The following is a 15837-nucleotide window of genomic DNA, read 5'->3' as shown; positions in this document are numbered from 1 at the left end:
CAGACTCCCTGGTATCAGTCACGCTGTTTTTCCTGCGCCAGCATATAGGCTTGAGCCCGGAGGTGCTGCTCAGCCTGCTGAATCTGCTGCTGACGCTGCGGAGAGTCTTCAGGGAGCACCTTCAACTGCCGAAGCTGTTCTTCCACCGGCACGGTCTGCCGGAAGCTTGTCAGCATGCCAAAGACCTGCGATTTAAGTTCACTGACGGTGATGTATTTTCCCTTTTGACCATCAAGTGCATTCAGTTTATCGGCAAGAACCTGAAGTTGCGTCATACCTTCATGCCAGCCGTTCGTTTTATCGACAGGCAGTACGGAGATATTAATCTGTTGTTGCCACTGCTGTACCAGGCTCTTAACCTGTTCCGGCCACAATACCTGAACCTGTTCGATGAGTTTTCTGCTGTATGCAATATCCCAGTCAGGCGGCAACTTATCCAGTCGGGCAAGCTGCTGCTGTGTCTGTGCGATAAGGTCCTGCGGTAACGGAGTCTGCTGACGCAACATTCCCAGCTGTTCAGACGTGAGAGGTGCAGGAAACGGAGCCAGTGAAGCAGCAAGCTGAGTCTGTAGCGGGTCTGGACGGTGAAGAAAATGCCAGCTCCACACTGAGACTATGCTTATCACCAGCATGGTACACATCCCGGCGACGAAGGATTTCCATTTTTTTACCGGAGTGGGTATAGCTGCCAGCACCTCCACGTTCGGCTGTTGTTCCGGTTGCGCAACGTACACCCATTTCACAGCACTCTCTGGCGTATCTTTAGCAGGGCTAACAGCAAATTCTCTCGTGGGTGCTGTCGCAGCATTCATCGTGGTGGCAGGCAACACGATACCAGGCTGAATGTTCGGCCCGTTGCTGGCTATGCCATCGCTGTTTTCCAGCCGGACAGCACTGTTGTGCATCAGGGTACGCAACGTATCGAGCTGACTCAGATGTTTAAGCTCCAGACGCTGCAGTACCTCTCCTAGTCCGGTAAGCAGTTGCTCCGCCCGGTACAACTGGCTGAGGTCGCTGTAATTCAGCGGCAGCGAGCGCAACCGTTGCTGCAGTCGCTGACTCAGACTGCTGAGGATTTCCATGCGGGCATGGACTGGCTGAGGCCACAGCGCCCCCCACTGATGGCTTATCAGTGCCTCGAGTATCGTCAGCCCTTCATTGAGCCCGAATAAGCCGGCCAGTTGCGTACGCACAAGCGTATACCAGGCTGCCGTCTGCAACTCCACACCGTTCTGCTCAAACAGTGAGAGACAGAGTTTTTCCGCATAACGCCAGTTCACATCCGGGCGAGCCGGATGCGTCAGCTTACTCAGCTCATTACGCAGGGCGGCATAATCCGGTAGCGTTCGCGGGTCGCCGCCGGTTTTGATTTTACGCGGGGTGATGTCATTCATGACCAGTTGTCCATTTGACGAATAAGGAGCTATTGAAAGGTATTACTTATGCGGCTTCGCTTTCTGCATATTCGAGACTCTGCAGATACTGTAGCGCCACCGGGTCAGCAATATATTCAACCTGCCCGTGGTGACGCTCCACCTCATCGATAATTTTGCTGAGCTCAACCCGGAAAAACTCCTTACGCAGGTTAACCCGGTTAATCCGGTAGCTTTCCAGATGGTCATGCAACGTCTTTTCAAGCGCCGGGGCGTCATCGCAGGAAATCATGGCGTGGACGTCAAAATCAAACGGCACGGCTGCCCCGCTCAGTTCTTTCACACGCTCCATAGGCTCCAGCCGTCGGGTCATACCGATTTTGAAGACGTTTTCACCGAAGGAGCCGATATTCGAAATCACATACACGTGTCCCTGCTTCGTGAGCTGGGCCATGGATTTGGCGCGCTCATACTGCTGATGCACGTCCTGGATTTTCTGCTCCAGCTCCAGACGCTGTCTTTCCAGCGCTTCCCGGTGCGCACCTTCAGCGGCGAGCAGGGCTTCTTCCAGTAAACGCTGCTGCTCAGCAAGGCGTTGCTCCTCCTCTTCCGCTTCGCGCTGCTGCTGCTCCAGCTCATCCTGTCGCTGCTTCTCTTCCCGCATCTGACGCTTGAGCTCAGCCTGATATTCTTTTTCTTCCTGCGCTTTTTCCAGCAGGGCGACCTTATCCAGAAACTGCTGTTTTACACCTTCCCAGTCGGCATTATCTTCAAGTTCCAGAAAGGTGATTTTCTCGCTGATGGCCGCGTAAGCCTCTCTCTCCTTCCTGAGCTGGTCGTACTTGCTTTGCCAGTTATTTACCGTGGTGCCGGAAAGCAGTGTTTTGACTTTGAATTTATACGCGGAGTCCACAATACGCTGCAGTGCCCGGGAGGCTTTGTTTCTGGCATTGTGAAAGTCATCCCACTGACCGGAAAGCTGTTTCTTTTCATGATACAGGCCGCGAGCCACTTCAGTACTGACCGTTTCGTCAAAGGCTTTCTCTTTCTGTGCCAGGTCAGACGCAGCCTGTTCGAGCTCCGCGGTTTTCTTCCGGAAGCCCCGGTAAATGAAAACCCGCATTATCAGCGCAACGGCTATCAGTAATCCAAAGAACAGACCGATGATACCGGCCGGATTCGACACAGATTCAATAAATCGCTCATTAATATTGATTAATGCTCTTACCGCGACATAAACACCCCAGGCAATGACGCCAATAATAACCAGAATAATACCCGCAGCATTGTCATCTTTTTTTCTTCGTGCCATATTTTATTTTTTCCTTTCTTTTTTTAATCCTGACGATTTAAACTGAAAATGGGCAAGGGGATTAATACTGGTTCCCTGAGCAAATCGGTAAATGGGTGTATCCGGGCTTACTGGCCATATAGAGGGGAGCGCATGTGGGCTGTCGGGGTTGGGTACTGACCGGTTCGTCGTTTTCTGCAACACGTTGCGCCTCCTGCTTTTTCGCAGTTGTCACTTTTTTCGTCTTAGCTTTGCGAGTGGAAGTAGACTGTTTTACCGGATTGCTGGTTGCAGAGGAACCATACCCGGAACAGAATCGTTTCGACTGACTCAGACTTCCGTCATTACAGACAAAGCGGCCATCCGATGTGCAGTGCGCTATACCGCCTTTTGAACCGGAACAGGGCTGCCTTCCACGCGCAGCATCGGCTTGTGCCGTAAACAGTATCCCAGAGACCAGAAGAAAGATTAATTTTCTCATTTCCATATCCGTGACTTATTTCGTTATTTTGTGGCTCTGTTCTCCATCAGCCATTAGCTGTTTCGCCAGGTAATTATGCAATGACAGACAGGCAAAAAAATAAAACTATTGCTCATTCCGGTTCCGCTATGGAAGGAGCGCCAGAATCAAACCAAAAAATGTGCTCTCATCAAAACCCGGCCCGGAGCGGGATAAAGCATCAGGCGGAACAAAGGTCCAGTTGTTCACGGTGCCGGACCGCATAAATAATCGCCCCAGAGACGTCACGAGCCCTCCATTATGGAAGGTCGCCTCCACGCACCCGGTTACACCCTGACCATAAAGGAATGCCGGCACAAATTTTACAGACCGGTCGTCGATACGAAGAACGAGGGTGGCAATATCAAATCTTCCCCCCTCAACCAGCAGGTCCGTAACGGGTGTATTGAGCGTCTCCACATTCAGTCCGGTACCCACGAGCCACGCGTCCATCTGCTCCTGAAGCTGTGCCATTCGGAGGCGAAACTCAGCAATATCGGCCTGAGTCTTGCTGACAGATGACACAGGAGCAGGTTGTTGGGCCTGCAGTTTTTCGAGAAACTGTGATTTTACTGACATGATGCTATCTGGCCTTACAGACGGGTTGTGGTATCGATATACTGCTGTTGCTTCAGGTGTCTCAACATCACTCGTCCCTCGGGCATAAACTCGGTGCCATAGCGTACGAGGCCAATGCCCTTCAGCTCAGCATCAATGGCATAACGCAACTCGCCGGGGATTTCCTCGTCGAGCAGAATGACATTGATACTTTTCAGGCGCGGTTCGTATTTGAGCAGAACAGCCGACAGGGTACCCATCAGCTCATGGGCGGTACCCGGCATGCCCTGGAGAACTCTGGTCATATCAGGCAGACCATAGTCCGGCAGATGCGCCAGCGTGCCGGCACGACAGTTGAGGATGCGTTGCATATTGTCGAGTACGGACAAAATGACCTGGTTCTGCTCGCTGACCTGGTGCAGGTCGAGGCCGCCGGTGAAGTTGCCATAAAGCGTTTCATACAATGAAGGACGGGATGACTCACTCATCTTTCAGCGCCTTCAGGGTCAGGCGGTTGTTACCGGCCTCAATCACCCGGGCTTTATCCGGTTCGAGGTCATCACGGCTCAGCACCACCCGCCAGGTGTTGTTCACCTGGTCCGGCGACATAAACATGCCAGCCACTGCGACATACTGCGCATTTTCATCCATCGGCATATCCACCATCACCGCCCCGCCCGGCTGCAGGCGGATATCTTTCTCAGCTACCAGGTCTGCTTTAATGGCCTGACTGTCCGCCCTGAACAGTGACGGATAGTCCGTCGTGTCGAATGTGTTCCGGTCTTTGAGCTGGTAAATACGCACCACCGTCGACAGCGCCACGCCGCCGGCATTGCTGTTGACGGCCTCGCGGGCCCGAATATCCAGATGCAGGGTCTTTATCTGCTTATAAAAAATCGATTTGGTCACAGCAACGGTGCCGTCTGTCACTTTTTGAGTCAGCCCGCACCCCGCCAGCATCAAGGTGATACCAGCGGCCAGCGCAGCCAGAGAAAATTTACCATCGGTAATCGCCATCTTCATCGGTCTCCCTGCGGTGAATATTTTCCTGTACCCGCTCATAGCGGCCCAGATTAATGGTGATTGTTTTTGGGTGTGATGCGGTCTTAGCCGCATTCAGCGGTCGCATCACGGCCGTGCGGCCCAGTTGCACCGCCCCGGCGTTGGGTTTACTGCTCATGGTCGCATCAGGCAGCAGACTGCGGTCGACACACAGCTGTAACCGCACATCGAGGCGGGAGCCAAGATAGACATGCAGCAGCGCCATTAAATCCGTGTGAAGCTCCCCGCCCGGTAACCAGCCCTGCACTTCTGCCGGGTCAGTGGTGGCCAGACGCATCAGCACCTGACTGTTTACGTCGGTGGCATAGCTGCCCATCACCGGTCGGTTTGTCAGGGTGACGGGCTGGCTGACGCTCATGGTCAGTGGCTTCTTCAGCGGCACACGGCGTTTGTCATGATGCCAGGTTTTCGCCTGCGTGTTGGGTGCCAGCAGGCGCACCAATGAGGCCATGCCTTCTGCGGTACGCCCCGGCAGCAACATGACCGGCAGCAGCGCCAGAAAGCGCGAAGCCGGGGTCGCGATACTGTCCGTGCAGCCGTTAATCCCGAGCCCGGCCAGTCCCAGCAGGTACTGCGAGGTTTTGTCCTTACCGCCTTCTTCGAAAGTCGCCGGGTATGAGTATTTACGCCAGATACGGTAGTACTGGGCAATCAGCCGGTGGTTGAAGATATCGAGGAAATCCGCGGTGGCCTCATACCCTTCCCGTCGCTGGGTAATATCATCGATATAGTGCGTCGGCAGCGGGGACTCCACGCCGTAGAGCCCCATAAAGGTGATGCGTACCGTCGGCGGCAGATGCGAATGCTCAGACTGCTCAATCCCTTTGATTTCAGATGCCGGAAAGCCCATCCCCGGGTGTGGCCGAAAACGTACCGGTTCATGACGTACCTGCCAGGTACTGCCCGTAACCGGTTTGTCCGGCTGGCTCTGCTCCAGCAACTGGCAGAAGCGGTAAAAGTTGATATATGGCAGCCGGTCCCCCAGTTGCGCTATCAGCCGGGCAGACGCGGACTGTGATTCTCTTTCCACCGGATGCATTTTCCTTCTGGCTGAACAATGAGGGTGAGCTGGTTAAACTGGTTCATATCGGCATACAGTGCCAGGAACCGGTTGAGCATTTCACCGAACAGATGAATATCGCCCTCACCGGTGAAGCCGTTGCTGTCGAGGGTCACTTCGATATCCAGCCCCCGTAGCAGGTAGCCCTGCTCAAAACGTTGCAGGCGGTGGTGTTCCACCTGCTGAATCGCCTCCAGACGCCGGGTGTTCAGTTCATCTTCCTGCCAGTTATAGAGCGCCAGCGTCCCGCGCAGCACTTCGGCGGTACTCATCATATTCAGGAAACCAGATCCCAGGTGGCTCAGAACCCGCCAGTGGAAACGGTCTTCGGAAGGCGGATAGACTGGCAGCGTTGGTTTGCAGAGGTTGCGCACTGAAAGTTGTGTACTGACCACCTGCTCACAGCGGTCAAGCAGCGTGCTCTGTAATGCCCGGCGTGGTAACTGACCATTGGTGCCGGTGATTTGCAGCGAGACAGCTTCACGCTCAAACAGGCGGTCATCTTCCCACTGGTGCCCACCAAGGATAAGCCAGGTGTCATACAGCCCGGTCACGCTGCGCTTCACGCGGGTGTGGTAGTAACGGGGTGGTGCATGACGGCGCATCATCCCGCCCTTGTGGCGGAAGCTGCTGAACGGCACATACTCGGCATCACTGGTGCGGTTTGAACCGGTGACCGAATCCACCGAATAAATCTCGGTATGCCCGTCCTGCAGACGTTTAGGACGCAGCAGGTACTCACTTTCAAGCCCGGTAATGGTGAGCGGGTCAGCCTCCAGCGTAAACAGGTTAATCACCGGCACGCAGTGCAGACGAACCGCGTCATCGGTGACCGGCAGGTCAGATGGCCATGGCGTGCTGAACACCACTTCAATATCAAAATACCCGGCTCCCGCAGGTGGCTTAATCCCGTCCAAGCCATTGAGGTGGACGAACATAAACTTGTCGCGGAAGGTGAAATATTCCAGCAGCAACTGGTAGCCGCTGAAGGCAGTATCGCCCTTCGGCCACAGCCCGTCCTCTTCGGCAAATCCTCCTGGCGAGAAGTACCCGTCGAGGCGAATACGGTCGGTTTGCCCGGGCAGACGCATATACAGGGCAGCCTGCCGTTTGGTCAGCATCAGGTGCAGCTGGCTGCTGACTGGCGCATCTGCGCCGAGATAGAGACTCAGGTGGCTGAGGTCCGCATGGGACCAGTCCGCCTGGGTGCTGCAGGCAAAACGCATCCGCAGCAACGAGCGCCCGTCCGGCTCAGTGGTCATGGTCACCCCAGAGATATTCAGCGGGTTGAGCATCACATCGCGGGTGGTGCGGTAGCGGCAGACCGTGTTTTTCGGCCCCACCGGGCGGGAGTACACTTCCAGTCCCGCGGGCATCACTTCTGCCATCTTCACGGCCTGAAGCGCAGGCGTGAATGCCACTACCGAGAGTGACGGAATGGTCCGCAGGTAATGTGGCCAGAGCATACTGACCAGCCCTTCGGTCAGTTCCGGCAGGTCGTCGTCAATCTTCTCCCGCAGCCGTCCCATCGAAAAAGCAAAGCCTTCAAACAGGCGCTCGACATACGGGTCAGGTGTGCCGGCCTTATCCAGGTCGAGCATCGCTGCGCGATCGGGATGGGTTTGCGCGAACTCTTTGGCGGCTTCACGCAGGTAGCGCATTTCCGCGTCGTAATAACGCAGGGTCAAATCTTCCATAAAAATAAATCCCGGGTAATTAATTTATCGAATCAGAATATGAGGTCGGGTATTTTATTTTTGTTGGTTTACAACATAACCAGACCAAGGCAAAAGCGACCATAATGCTGGCACTTATGTTGAAACTTTTAACTACCTGCTGGCTTGAAACCTCATCCAGAAAATGCCTGAGGACGTAATACATCAGGACAGCTGACATTGGTAAAATAAAAATCTCCAGGAGCATCAGGCCCCCAAACCACCATCCTGACTTTCCAGTATCGTGCATGCGACGTACACCAAGCGCAAGAAAAGGAAAGAGTAAAATCAAAGGTCCAAATGTGCGCAAAGGAAGATAAATAAAATAGGCCCAAACTAATGCCATGCCTCCGGCACTGGTTTTATCCGCCATGACATCAACGAGCAGGAAATAGCTCCCTACACCGATCAAAAAGAAAACAATCAGGTTGATGATAATAAATGACCAAAACTCCTGCCGGGTAGCCACCCCTTGATATATAAAACTCTTTTTCCACGCAGACCAGTAGCAACGCCAAAGACTCTCCGGCATAAACCCCTCTAATTAGACATGCAATGTAATTGTTAACGTAATCCATAATGAGATGTGGTATATCATCCGTTTATCATCATTAGGAGATATAAAGGAAGCAGCAGGATATCTCCGGTCAGAGTGACTGGGGTCATCAATACATTGAATGCAAGCGTCCCTCCGTCCATACCTGCACTGGATGTGTATTTATAAAAACGAACCTGATAGCTGTCATTGAGAGATGCTTCATCCGGTATAACTCCTCCGAATCTTGACTTATTGATAATCACACCTTTGATCTCGACAGACCGTTGATAGAATCCGTCTTTTAATTGAAAAGAGGCATCCGTAAGCTGGGTTCTTTCTTTAACCGTTAATAATGATGCAGGTTGCCGAGTTTTTACATGAATGAACTGATTAAATCCGGCGTTACCATAACCCTGATAATCGCTGACAAGACTAATATCTATATACTTACTGTTTCCGATTGCCTTAAGCGGAATATCTTTCATCAGTTTATTGAGTGATAGCAAAGCATTGCCATTCTGAGTGACAAAATACACATTTTTCTTACCAATAAAACCGACACCTTCAGATGGAAGCTCAATACTTCCTGTTTCTCCTGAGAGTGACTTAGTATTCAGATTGACATTTTTGTATTCAAAAGCAGACTGGATTTCATCACTATATGCTTCAACTCGTTCAGAATGTCTGCGATTATCATTTGGATTATTCAAGGCCCAAAGAATTGAAGTACACCCACTTAATATCACGGTTGATAAAAATAGCATTACAGCCAAATATTTTTTGCTCATTATTTCCTCATTAGTCTTATTAAAATAAATTACGCGCACAAAACAGAAGCACGAACCGGATCCACCGCAATCAGTCCAGCCAGCAACTGTTCCATCAGTGGATTCAGGCGCACCTTGTCAGCCTCACTGCGAGCGGCTTTCAGTCTGAGCAGTTTCAGATGACGGGCCTGTACCTCAAACAACAGCTCTGGCTCCCAGTCGCTCAGCATCACCTTTCCGGCACGCTCTCCCAGTTCGGCAAACAAATGCATCGCTAGCTCATTCTTTCCGTACTGCTCCGCGATACGTCCCATTAGCAGATGCAACAGCCAACGCTGACGTGTCGTCGTGATACCGGGACGGCTCTGCAACCAGTTCAGCGCCGTATCCAGACCTTCACTGTCCGCCAGCGCTACCGCTTCCGGCTCCAGCGCCAGAATGTCATCGTTACCAGCGGTGGCCGGGGCTGATGGCGTATCTTTGTCCCACCCACCAGTGGTATCAAGCACGCTCTGCTGGATCCAGTTCAGCGTCACTTCATCCGCAAAGGGGGTACCGTCACTGAACGCCAGAGTCTCCAGTCCGGACAGGCGGGTCAGCAGCCCTTTCAGGTCAGCGACAACAATGTCGGCCAGCGTCTCCTGACCGGATTTCGTCAACGCCTGGTGGATATACCACTGCAAATCCAGCCACAGATGATTGGCACCGCGGGAAAATGTGCTGTCGGCCGTTTCCAGCATTTCAGCCCAGTTCTGCTGCAGGTAGAGACGTTTGAGTAACGCGCGTTGATCCGCTCTTGGCGGCTCGATGCGTGTACGCCCCTGCGCATCCGGGGCCGGGATGGCCCGCAGGGTGTCGTGACGCAGGCTCTTCATCAGATGGTGTGCTGACAGCCAGCCATCTGGCTGCTCGCGCAAATATTCGGTGAGGGTGCGGGCCTGGGCCAGCAAATCCTGACCAGAGGTGATCCGCCCGATGGCCGGGGCATCGCTGTGACTGGCAGCCGAAGGGGTTTCGCTGGTACTGGCATTCTGCGGTACCACCGCATCCACGCCTCCCGCTTTCTGGAGACGACTTTCCAGCGCGCTGTAAAGCGCATTGAGTTCGGGACGGGTTTCAGCCGGCTCATTCTCAATAAGCTGTGCTATCAGCAGCAGTGCCCCGGTGGTCCGCATCGCATCGATCCTGACCACTTCCGGATACAGGGAAAGCGAGTCGGTCATACGCGACCCGGCCAGCCATTCCATCGCTGCCTTACGGCTGCGGTCACGCTGCGGGTGCAACTGTGTACCAAAGCGCTCCAGCAGACCAGCCAGCAACTCGAGTCCTTCGGCCAGCCCCTGCTCACCTTCGCGGTGCAGCTTCGCCCAGCAGTAGTAAGTCGCCACACGGATATCTTTGGCGGTCGTGGTCAGCAACTTCTCTGCCAGCCGGCAGATGAGTTCGGTATCCGCTCCGGAGAGTTTGTTGACCTCTTCGCGCATCTGCTGGAAGTCATCGTCATAGCCCGGATCTTCGCCAGCGGACGATTGCCCGGACAGCGGCTGCAACCAGCTGTCCCACTGCGCCACACGCTCACGGGTTGCTACAAGTAATGGTTCCTGTTCTGTCTGGCAGGCACTGAGTAAGGCATTGAGCGTGCTCATCAGTAGACCTCCTCTGCATCACTGTTCGCACTGGCGACCTGGTCTGACGGTTCAACTTCGGTGGTGCTGAAGATGGTTTCCGGCAGACGGAAATTACGCAGTTTCAGCAGCGCCAGCGGACCTTCTCCCGCTTCGGTACGCAGGGTGTAATTGAGTAAGCGACCGTCCTGGGCTTTCCAGCTCAGGCTGTAGCTACTACCCACACCCGGATACGCTTTCACGCTGGCTTTATCGAGCAGGCGAATCAGCCCCCAGCTACCCGGAATATCGGCGTACTGACGGGTCCCGGCCTGCGTGCTAATCCAGCTCAGGTTGGCCCCCGGGGCTTCAGTATCAGCAGGCCAGGTGAACCGCTTCCATGCCGGCATCTGGTTTACATAGGTCAGCTTCTGGCTGTCGATAATCATATCGGTCTGCATCACTCCATCGGCGGTGCCCGGGCGCAGTTCGAAGTTCATGCCAGCATTGCCTTCGGTGAAGGCCACATCCGAGATGTGACTCAGGGTGTTAATGGCGTTGAGGAATGCCGGGTTAAAGGTGAGGCCCTGCGAGTTGATGCTGTCAGGTACCCAGTGGTTGCCCTCTTTGTGCAGCACGCCTTTGAGGCGGGCCTGCAGGAACAGGGCGATACGTCCGGAATCCGCATTGAGGTATTTGGCCAGCAGTGGCAGGGACACATCGCTGCTGGAGTTGTTGAACGGATAGCGTCCGCCAAAGGCGGAGTTCCATTCACTCACCACTGCCTGCTGCCACTGGGCGTTGAGGCTGTCGGCGGCCGGGGTCAGAACCTGCTGCCAGGCCTGCTCCATCGGGTTCACAAACATCGTACGACCAAAACCGCTCCATTCCTGCCCCAGACCGGCTGCAATCAGGCTGCCGTAGTCGCGGGTTTCGGTCAGGTCAACGGCCTTGCCCTGGAATACGGTCTGGGCGATGGTCTGGGTCATTGCCTGAGGGTCGGCAGCATTAGTCACCTGCTGCAGGCGCAGGCGCACCTGCGTCACGCGGGTCAGGTATGACTGCAAACTTTGCTCCTGCGCACCGGTACGATTCTTGTCCATCAGTGCCAGAACCGGGCCAAAGGTTGCATCCAGTGGACCATGGACACCGGCACTCTGGTCAATGGCATCCTTGTTGTCACCACCGAGCAGATTTTTGGCTGATTTCACCAGGGAATCTGAAATCGCCTCGCCAGTCTGCCCGGTGCGCCCCTGCACGTTCAGGGTGTTCATCAGCGCCACCAGAGGTGACTGCCGCACATCGGCCATCAGGGTCAGCTGGTCAATAGAGTCCGACAGTGTGGCGGCCGGGTTCCAGCGCAGGCTGTTGAGAAACGCCAGCCATGCCCCGCCGAAATCTGCAAAGTAACGCTCCGTCAGGCGTTTTTTCAGAGCTTCCGGCGAGGTTTCATCCTGTTTATTGACCGGACGCTTGTTGTCAGTCAGTACCCAGTCGAGCTCGTCCCGGCGCGCCTTCACCACCTTCTCGATGGCGGGCTGAACGGCCTGCTCCCAGGCCTGGCGGGTAAACATGCCAGGTACAATTTCGGTGGTGCTGAACAGGCGGGCAGCATCGGTATCACCGGTCATATCTTCAAGACGCATATCGACATACAGGTGCGCCACCTGAGAGAGCATCTTCTGGTACAGGGTCGATTCACTGTTACGCACCCCCATCAGGCGAACCAGCAGGGAGCGCGCCTGGCTGACCATGTTTTCATCAGCACGAAGCTTCCACTCAGGGTGCGCAACCAACTGTGCGCCATAGAACGACAGCAGTGATGGTGCCACGCCCTGCCAGACACCGTCTTTCACGCCATCACGTTTTGGCCAGTCGTGCAGCAGCGCCGGACTAAACCAGGCGGCGTCCATATGTTCCGGACGCGCCAGCATCAGGTAGAGTTTGAGCTGGTCATAGGTAGTCTTTGCCATCTGTTCACGCAGCGGGCTGCCCGGCGGCAGCCCATTAAAGGCATCAATCTGTTTTTGCAGATGGTTTGCAGAAGCATCCCGCAACAGCGGCAGTGCGCTGTCCTGATAGCGTGGCCAGAGCACGGCCAGCAGGGTATTATTCTGGCTCAGCCCGGCCTGCTCATACCATGGCACACCATGCTCAGAGCGGTACTGCAGGCGGGCCAGCGTTTTCTGGAGTTCAGACAGCGCGTGCAGGCGCTGTTCCAGCGGCTGATTCTGTCGGGCAGCAAGTGCGGCCTGGGTATTCGCACCGGCAATCTGGCTGCGGTTGGTGACATACGCGATACCCATCCAGGCTGCCCAGCCCACCATCGTCAGGGCAGCGACTGACACAAACACTTTACGCCAGGGAATGCCCGGCTTGCGCGGACGCAGTCCGGCAGGAAGCGTGCGGACAGACTCAGGCAAAACATCCCAGCGTTTATCCATGCCCCAGTGGTGCGTCACGGCACGTTCGGCGCCGGCAGAGGGCTGACTGAACACCACACCGGCCAGCGGCAGCGGGCGGTACGGATTAAGCATCACCGCCAGCGGTGCGGTCACACTCTCCGGCTCACGAATGAGCTGATCGGCAAGCGTCAGCAGGAAGTTATGTTTCACTTCACCGCAGGTCTGCTGCAGCCCCTGTGAAGTCAAATCTGGCGTCAGGGCGGAGAGTTGTTCTGCCAGCCCTTCAGGGCGACATCCGGCAGGCAACAGACAGCCGGTCGCCTGCGTAATGCGCCCTTCCGGCTTACCGGCACGTGGATGCAGAGACCAGACGTATAAAGGAAGCTGCCAGCCAAGCGCTTCCATACGTGCGCTGATGGCGTGAGACAGGGAATCCATGGTGCTTTCAGACGGTACCGGCAGCGGCGGCTCCAGCCCTGGTGCTGAGAGCTGGTCAAAGGCCGAGGTAACCCACACCAGCCCATCCACCGGACGGCGACGCAGTTTGCGCAGCGCGGTCAGCCAGGCACTGTCTGCTGGCGTATTGAGGTCACCGCCCCACAGCAACAGCGTGCCGCGGTCTTCCTGCCAGAGCTGAGCTGTAAGACCTGGGGTCAGTTGCTCCACCTCAGAGGCAGTACCGGTTATCAGCAGGACGCGGATTTTACGTCCCCAGCGACGGCCGTAAAGGTTACGCATGGCGTCACGGATGGAATCAACGGTGACATTGCGTGGTGCGGTCTGCTTGACGCGGCCTTCATCGGCCGGCAGGACATTCTTTCGCTTAGCCTGAAAACGATGCCAGCGCTCCTGGATTGCCTGACGCACGATCCCGCCATGGCGAATGAATAAAACCAAAATCATAGCGCCTGCGAACCCAAGCCATTTTAAGCCTCTAGTATCCAAACCAACCTTGTCACCGTAGTTCCAGATTAGCCAGGCGACTACCGCAGTGATAATTATTGTCAGCCCGAAACGCCCCCAGTTCCCACGCCATACAGTATCCTCAACTGCTTTCATTCTTATTCCCTGTTGTCACGGTATTAATAAAACGCTGCCCTTCACCTTCCGATAACATCAGACAGTCTGTCTTCAATAGCTGTACCGCATCACTGACTATGGCAGTCATTATCCAGGGGGAAAATGGCCCGCAGCGCCCGGCATATGTCTCAAGCCAATGCAGCTGTTCTGTTTTCCAGTGCCCCTGATGTAACTCACTGGCTTTAAGCATCAATGAAAACGACTGTCCCCAACGAACGTGGTCACCAATGATATGCTGAGTATTGATAGACTGGGTCTGAGTAGAAAAGTAGAGTTCAAATTCACTGAGCATGTCATCGCCTTCCAGAGACATAGGACGGAGCAGACGTACGTTGTGGCCTAGTTCATATTTGGTCGCAACATCATCAGTTGTCAGCAACAGTGTAGCAAGCGCATCGCTATACCGATCACGACCACACAGCTGTTGCACCATGACAAGCTCAACAGAAATATCTGGCGTTTTGATTCTTCGTTCTACTGAATCAAAAGAAAGAGAGCGTTGCACTGACAATGTGGGGACAGGACGCTCCGCTGGCATCAACTCACGCCAGCATTCATCAAAGATCGCTTTTAAGGCAGCATCTTCCTCAGGTGAATCAGTTAACAGAAATGCCTTCAACGCTATATCTGTTGGTAATCGCTTCAGCGCAACTTTAACGCCTTCGAGCTGTTTTAATGATGTTGCTATGGCTGGGCTAATATCAAGCCGCCTGGCCAGCCCGTTGTATTCTTCTAATTCGGTACTTCCAGGTATAAACATTGGCACTGTCAGTGACTGAGGCAGGATCACTTCACTGCCCATTACGGCCAGATAACGCCCGGCCCATTCGGTCCATTGCTGTTGAGAGTAGTCAGCTTCTTTCGATTCAAATTCGTGCTTATCAACACCATTGTTATAGAGCCAGGCTCTCAGGCAAATGCAAAAAATCCAGATAAGTGGTGGAGAACCGGACACAACCCAAATATTGTAATCCTGCCCTGCTCCCATCAACTGATTAGCATGGAGAACGAAAATCAACCCTCCTGCGATCAAGGCAGCGAGACCACCGATAAGCCAGATAAGAAGAGAAGGTTCTTCCGGCATCGGAGTAACATGTGATTTTTGACGCTCCCAACTCATTAATTATCCTATAGCGCAATCCGGCGCGCTGGAGATGACCTGACAACCACATTCACAATGGCAACCATCCACGACAACTGATTTACCATCAGAAGACCATTCAGGCGAACCCTCTATAATGGCATTTATTCCGTGGCCGCCTTTAGGACAACTTACTTTATCCCCAACTAAGGCCACCTTTTTATTATTAACTATCATAGTTGAAGAAGCAGAGATCACTTCACCACCATGCGTTGTTTTATCTCCCAGCAATACAAAACCGTTTGACATCTTGAAACCTCCGCAATCATTTACGATCTAAAAACAAAGCCATTAGCAAAAACAATTCAGCTGTTTTTAAATCTTTCACACCGTTTAATATCAATATATTGACCAACTATCATGATAAACGGAGCAGATACCCACATCCAATAACCTAAGCCATAAGAGATTATTAATCTGTCACGACCTCCAGCGTCTACAATAATGCTTTTCACTCCCAAGAAAGAAATAGCCAAAACAAATGACACCAGAGACAACATGAACAATAGATTATTTTCTTTTTTATTAATCACTCCTATAAGTGATGCTATATACAATGGATTAGCTAACCAAGAAAATGAAGAACCAGGATCAACAAAAAAACCAAACCCTACAGTTATAAGTAAAGCAAGACCATCACTTGAACCTGTATCTGTGCTAAAAGAGGGAAAGTATAAAGCAGCGCAAAAGCATAATACTGAAATTCCGTAGAGACTTGATGAAAAATATTTCATAACCAATATA

At 53.6% G+C, this 15837-nt stretch carries 14 protein-coding genes; all 14 read right to left on the bottom strand.

Annotation, left to right across the window (positions count from 1 at the left end):
• Nucleotides 1-14 precede the first annotated feature (14 nt).
• Complete coding sequence (locus KGP24_RS00650) at nucleotides 15-1394, bottom strand: VasL domain-containing protein (RefSeq protein WP_223562037.1); 1380 nt, start codon at nucleotides 1392-1394, stop codon at nucleotides 15-17.
• 46 nt (nucleotides 1395-1440) lie between these two features.
• A complete protein-coding gene (locus tag KGP24_RS00645) occupies nucleotides 1441-2685 on the bottom strand; it encodes a GIY-YIG nuclease family protein (protein ID WP_223562036.1) in 1245 nt (414 codons plus the stop codon).
• Nucleotides 2686-3271: 586 nt separating this feature from the next.
• Nucleotides 3272-3742 (bottom strand): hypothetical protein, encoded by a 471-nt coding sequence (locus KGP24_RS00640; RefSeq protein ID WP_223562035.1) that lies wholly within the window; start codon nucleotides 3740-3742, stop codon nucleotides 3272-3274.
• Between the two features lie 14 nt (nucleotides 3743-3756).
• Nucleotides 3757-4209 (bottom strand): type VI secretion system baseplate subunit TssE, encoded by a 453-nt coding sequence (gene tssE, locus KGP24_RS00635; RefSeq protein WP_223562034.1) that lies wholly within the window; start codon nucleotides 4207-4209, stop codon nucleotides 3757-3759.
• Nucleotides 4202-4738, bottom strand: a complete 537-nt coding sequence (tssJ, locus tag KGP24_RS00630; protein ID WP_282454302.1) for a type VI secretion system lipoprotein TssJ — start codon at nucleotides 4736-4738, stop codon at nucleotides 4202-4204. Before tssJ ends, tssE begins: the two co-directional genes overlap by 8 nt.
• Entirely contained in the window at nucleotides 4719-5822 is a 1104-nt protein-coding gene (gene tssG / locus KGP24_RS00625) for a type VI secretion system baseplate subunit TssG (protein WP_223562032.1), read from the bottom strand. The genes tssJ and tssG overlap by 20 nt, the downstream gene beginning before the upstream one ends.
• Nucleotides 5777-7540 carry a type VI secretion system baseplate subunit TssF gene (gene tssF, locus KGP24_RS00620; RefSeq protein ID WP_223562031.1) on the bottom strand — a complete coding sequence of 588 codons (1764 nt, stop codon included), beginning with the start codon at nucleotides 7538-7540 and terminating at the stop codon, nucleotides 5777-5779. Before tssF ends, tssG begins: the two co-directional genes overlap by 46 nt.
• Before the next feature lie 19 nt (nucleotides 7541-7559).
• On the bottom strand, nucleotides 7560-8090 hold the full coding sequence (locus KGP24_RS00615) for a DUF805 domain-containing protein (protein ID WP_223562030.1): 531 nt from the start codon (nucleotides 8088-8090) through the stop codon (nucleotides 7560-7562).
• 62 nt (nucleotides 8091-8152) lie between these two features.
• Complete coding sequence (locus tag KGP24_RS00610; RefSeq protein WP_223562029.1) at nucleotides 8153-8884, bottom strand: hypothetical protein; 732 nt, start codon at nucleotides 8882-8884, stop codon at nucleotides 8153-8155.
• A gap of 29 nt (nucleotides 8885-8913) precedes the next feature.
• Entirely contained in the window at nucleotides 8914-10509 is a 1596-nt protein-coding gene (gene tssA, locus KGP24_RS00605) for a type VI secretion system protein TssA (RefSeq protein ID WP_223562028.1), read from the bottom strand.
• Complete coding sequence (locus KGP24_RS00600) at nucleotides 10509-13931, bottom strand: ImcF-related family protein (protein ID WP_223562027.1); 3423 nt, start codon at nucleotides 13929-13931, stop codon at nucleotides 10509-10511. Before KGP24_RS00600 ends, tssA begins: the two co-directional genes overlap by 1 nt.
• Nucleotides 13918-15072: a hypothetical protein gene (locus tag KGP24_RS00595; protein WP_223562026.1), complete on the bottom strand. Its 1155-nt coding sequence runs from the start codon at nucleotides 15070-15072 to the stop codon at nucleotides 13918-13920. The genes KGP24_RS00600 and KGP24_RS00595 overlap by 14 nt, the downstream gene beginning before the upstream one ends.
• A gap of 3 nt (nucleotides 15073-15075) precedes the next feature.
• Nucleotides 15076-15342, bottom strand: coding sequence for a PAAR domain-containing protein (locus tag KGP24_RS00590; RefSeq protein WP_223562025.1), 267 nt, complete (start codon nucleotides 15340-15342; stop codon nucleotides 15076-15078).
• Between the two features lie 56 nt (nucleotides 15343-15398).
• Nucleotides 15399-15827, bottom strand: a complete 429-nt coding sequence (locus KGP24_RS00585) for a hypothetical protein (protein ID WP_223562024.1) — start codon at nucleotides 15825-15827, stop codon at nucleotides 15399-15401.
• Nucleotides 15828-15837 lie beyond the last annotated feature (10 nt).

This window comes from Enterobacter sp. JBIWA008 (assembly GCF_019968765.1).
GTDB lineage: Bacteria > Pseudomonadota > Gammaproteobacteria > Enterobacterales > Enterobacteriaceae > Enterobacter.
This window is presented reverse-complemented; position numbering and strand designations above follow the sequence as displayed.

Coding starts and splice junctions, on each gene's coding strand:
- KGP24_RS00650 (WP_223562037.1), bottom strand. CDS start 1,394: ATGAATGACATCACCCCGCGTAAAATCAAAACCGGCGGCGACCCGCGA.
- KGP24_RS00645 (WP_223562036.1), bottom strand. CDS start 2,685: ATGGCACGAAGAAAAAAAGATGACAATGCTGCGGGTATTATTCTGGTT.
- KGP24_RS00640 (WP_223562035.1), bottom strand. CDS start 3,742: ATGTCAGTAAAATCACAGTTTCTCGAAAAACTGCAGGCCCAACAACCT.
- tssE (WP_223562034.1), bottom strand. CDS start 4,209: ATGAGTGAGTCATCCCGTCCTTCATTGTATGAAACGCTTTATGGCAAC.
- tssJ (WP_282454302.1), bottom strand. CDS start 4,738: ATGGCGATTACCGATGGTAAATTTTCTCTGGCTGCGCTGGCCGCTGGT.
- tssG (WP_223562032.1), bottom strand. CDS start 5,822: ATGCATCCGGTGGAAAGAGAATCACAGTCCGCGTCTGCCCGGCTGATA.
- tssF (WP_223562031.1), bottom strand. CDS start 7,540: ATGGAAGATTTGACCCTGCGTTATTACGACGCGGAAATGCGCTACCTG.
- KGP24_RS00615 (WP_223562030.1), bottom strand. CDS start 8,090: ATGCCGGAGAGTCTTTGGCGTTGCTACTGGTCTGCGTGGAAAAAGAGT.
- KGP24_RS00610 (WP_223562029.1), bottom strand. CDS start 8,884: ATGAGCAAAAAATATTTGGCTGTAATGCTATTTTTATCAACCGTGATA.
- tssA (WP_223562028.1), bottom strand. CDS start 10,509: ATGAGCACGCTCAATGCCTTACTCAGTGCCTGCCAGACAGAACAGGAA.
- KGP24_RS00600 (WP_223562027.1), bottom strand. CDS start 13,931: ATGAAAGCAGTTGAGGATACTGTATGGCGTGGGAACTGGGGGCGTTTC.
- KGP24_RS00595 (WP_223562026.1), bottom strand. CDS start 15,072: ATGAGTTGGGAGCGTCAAAAATCACATGTTACTCCGATGCCGGAAGAA.
- KGP24_RS00590 (WP_223562025.1), bottom strand. CDS start 15,342: ATGTCAAACGGTTTTGTATTGCTGGGAGATAAAACAACGCATGGTGGT.
- KGP24_RS00585 (WP_223562024.1), bottom strand. CDS start 15,827: ATGAAATATTTTTCATCAAGTCTCTACGGAATTTCAGTATTATGCTTT.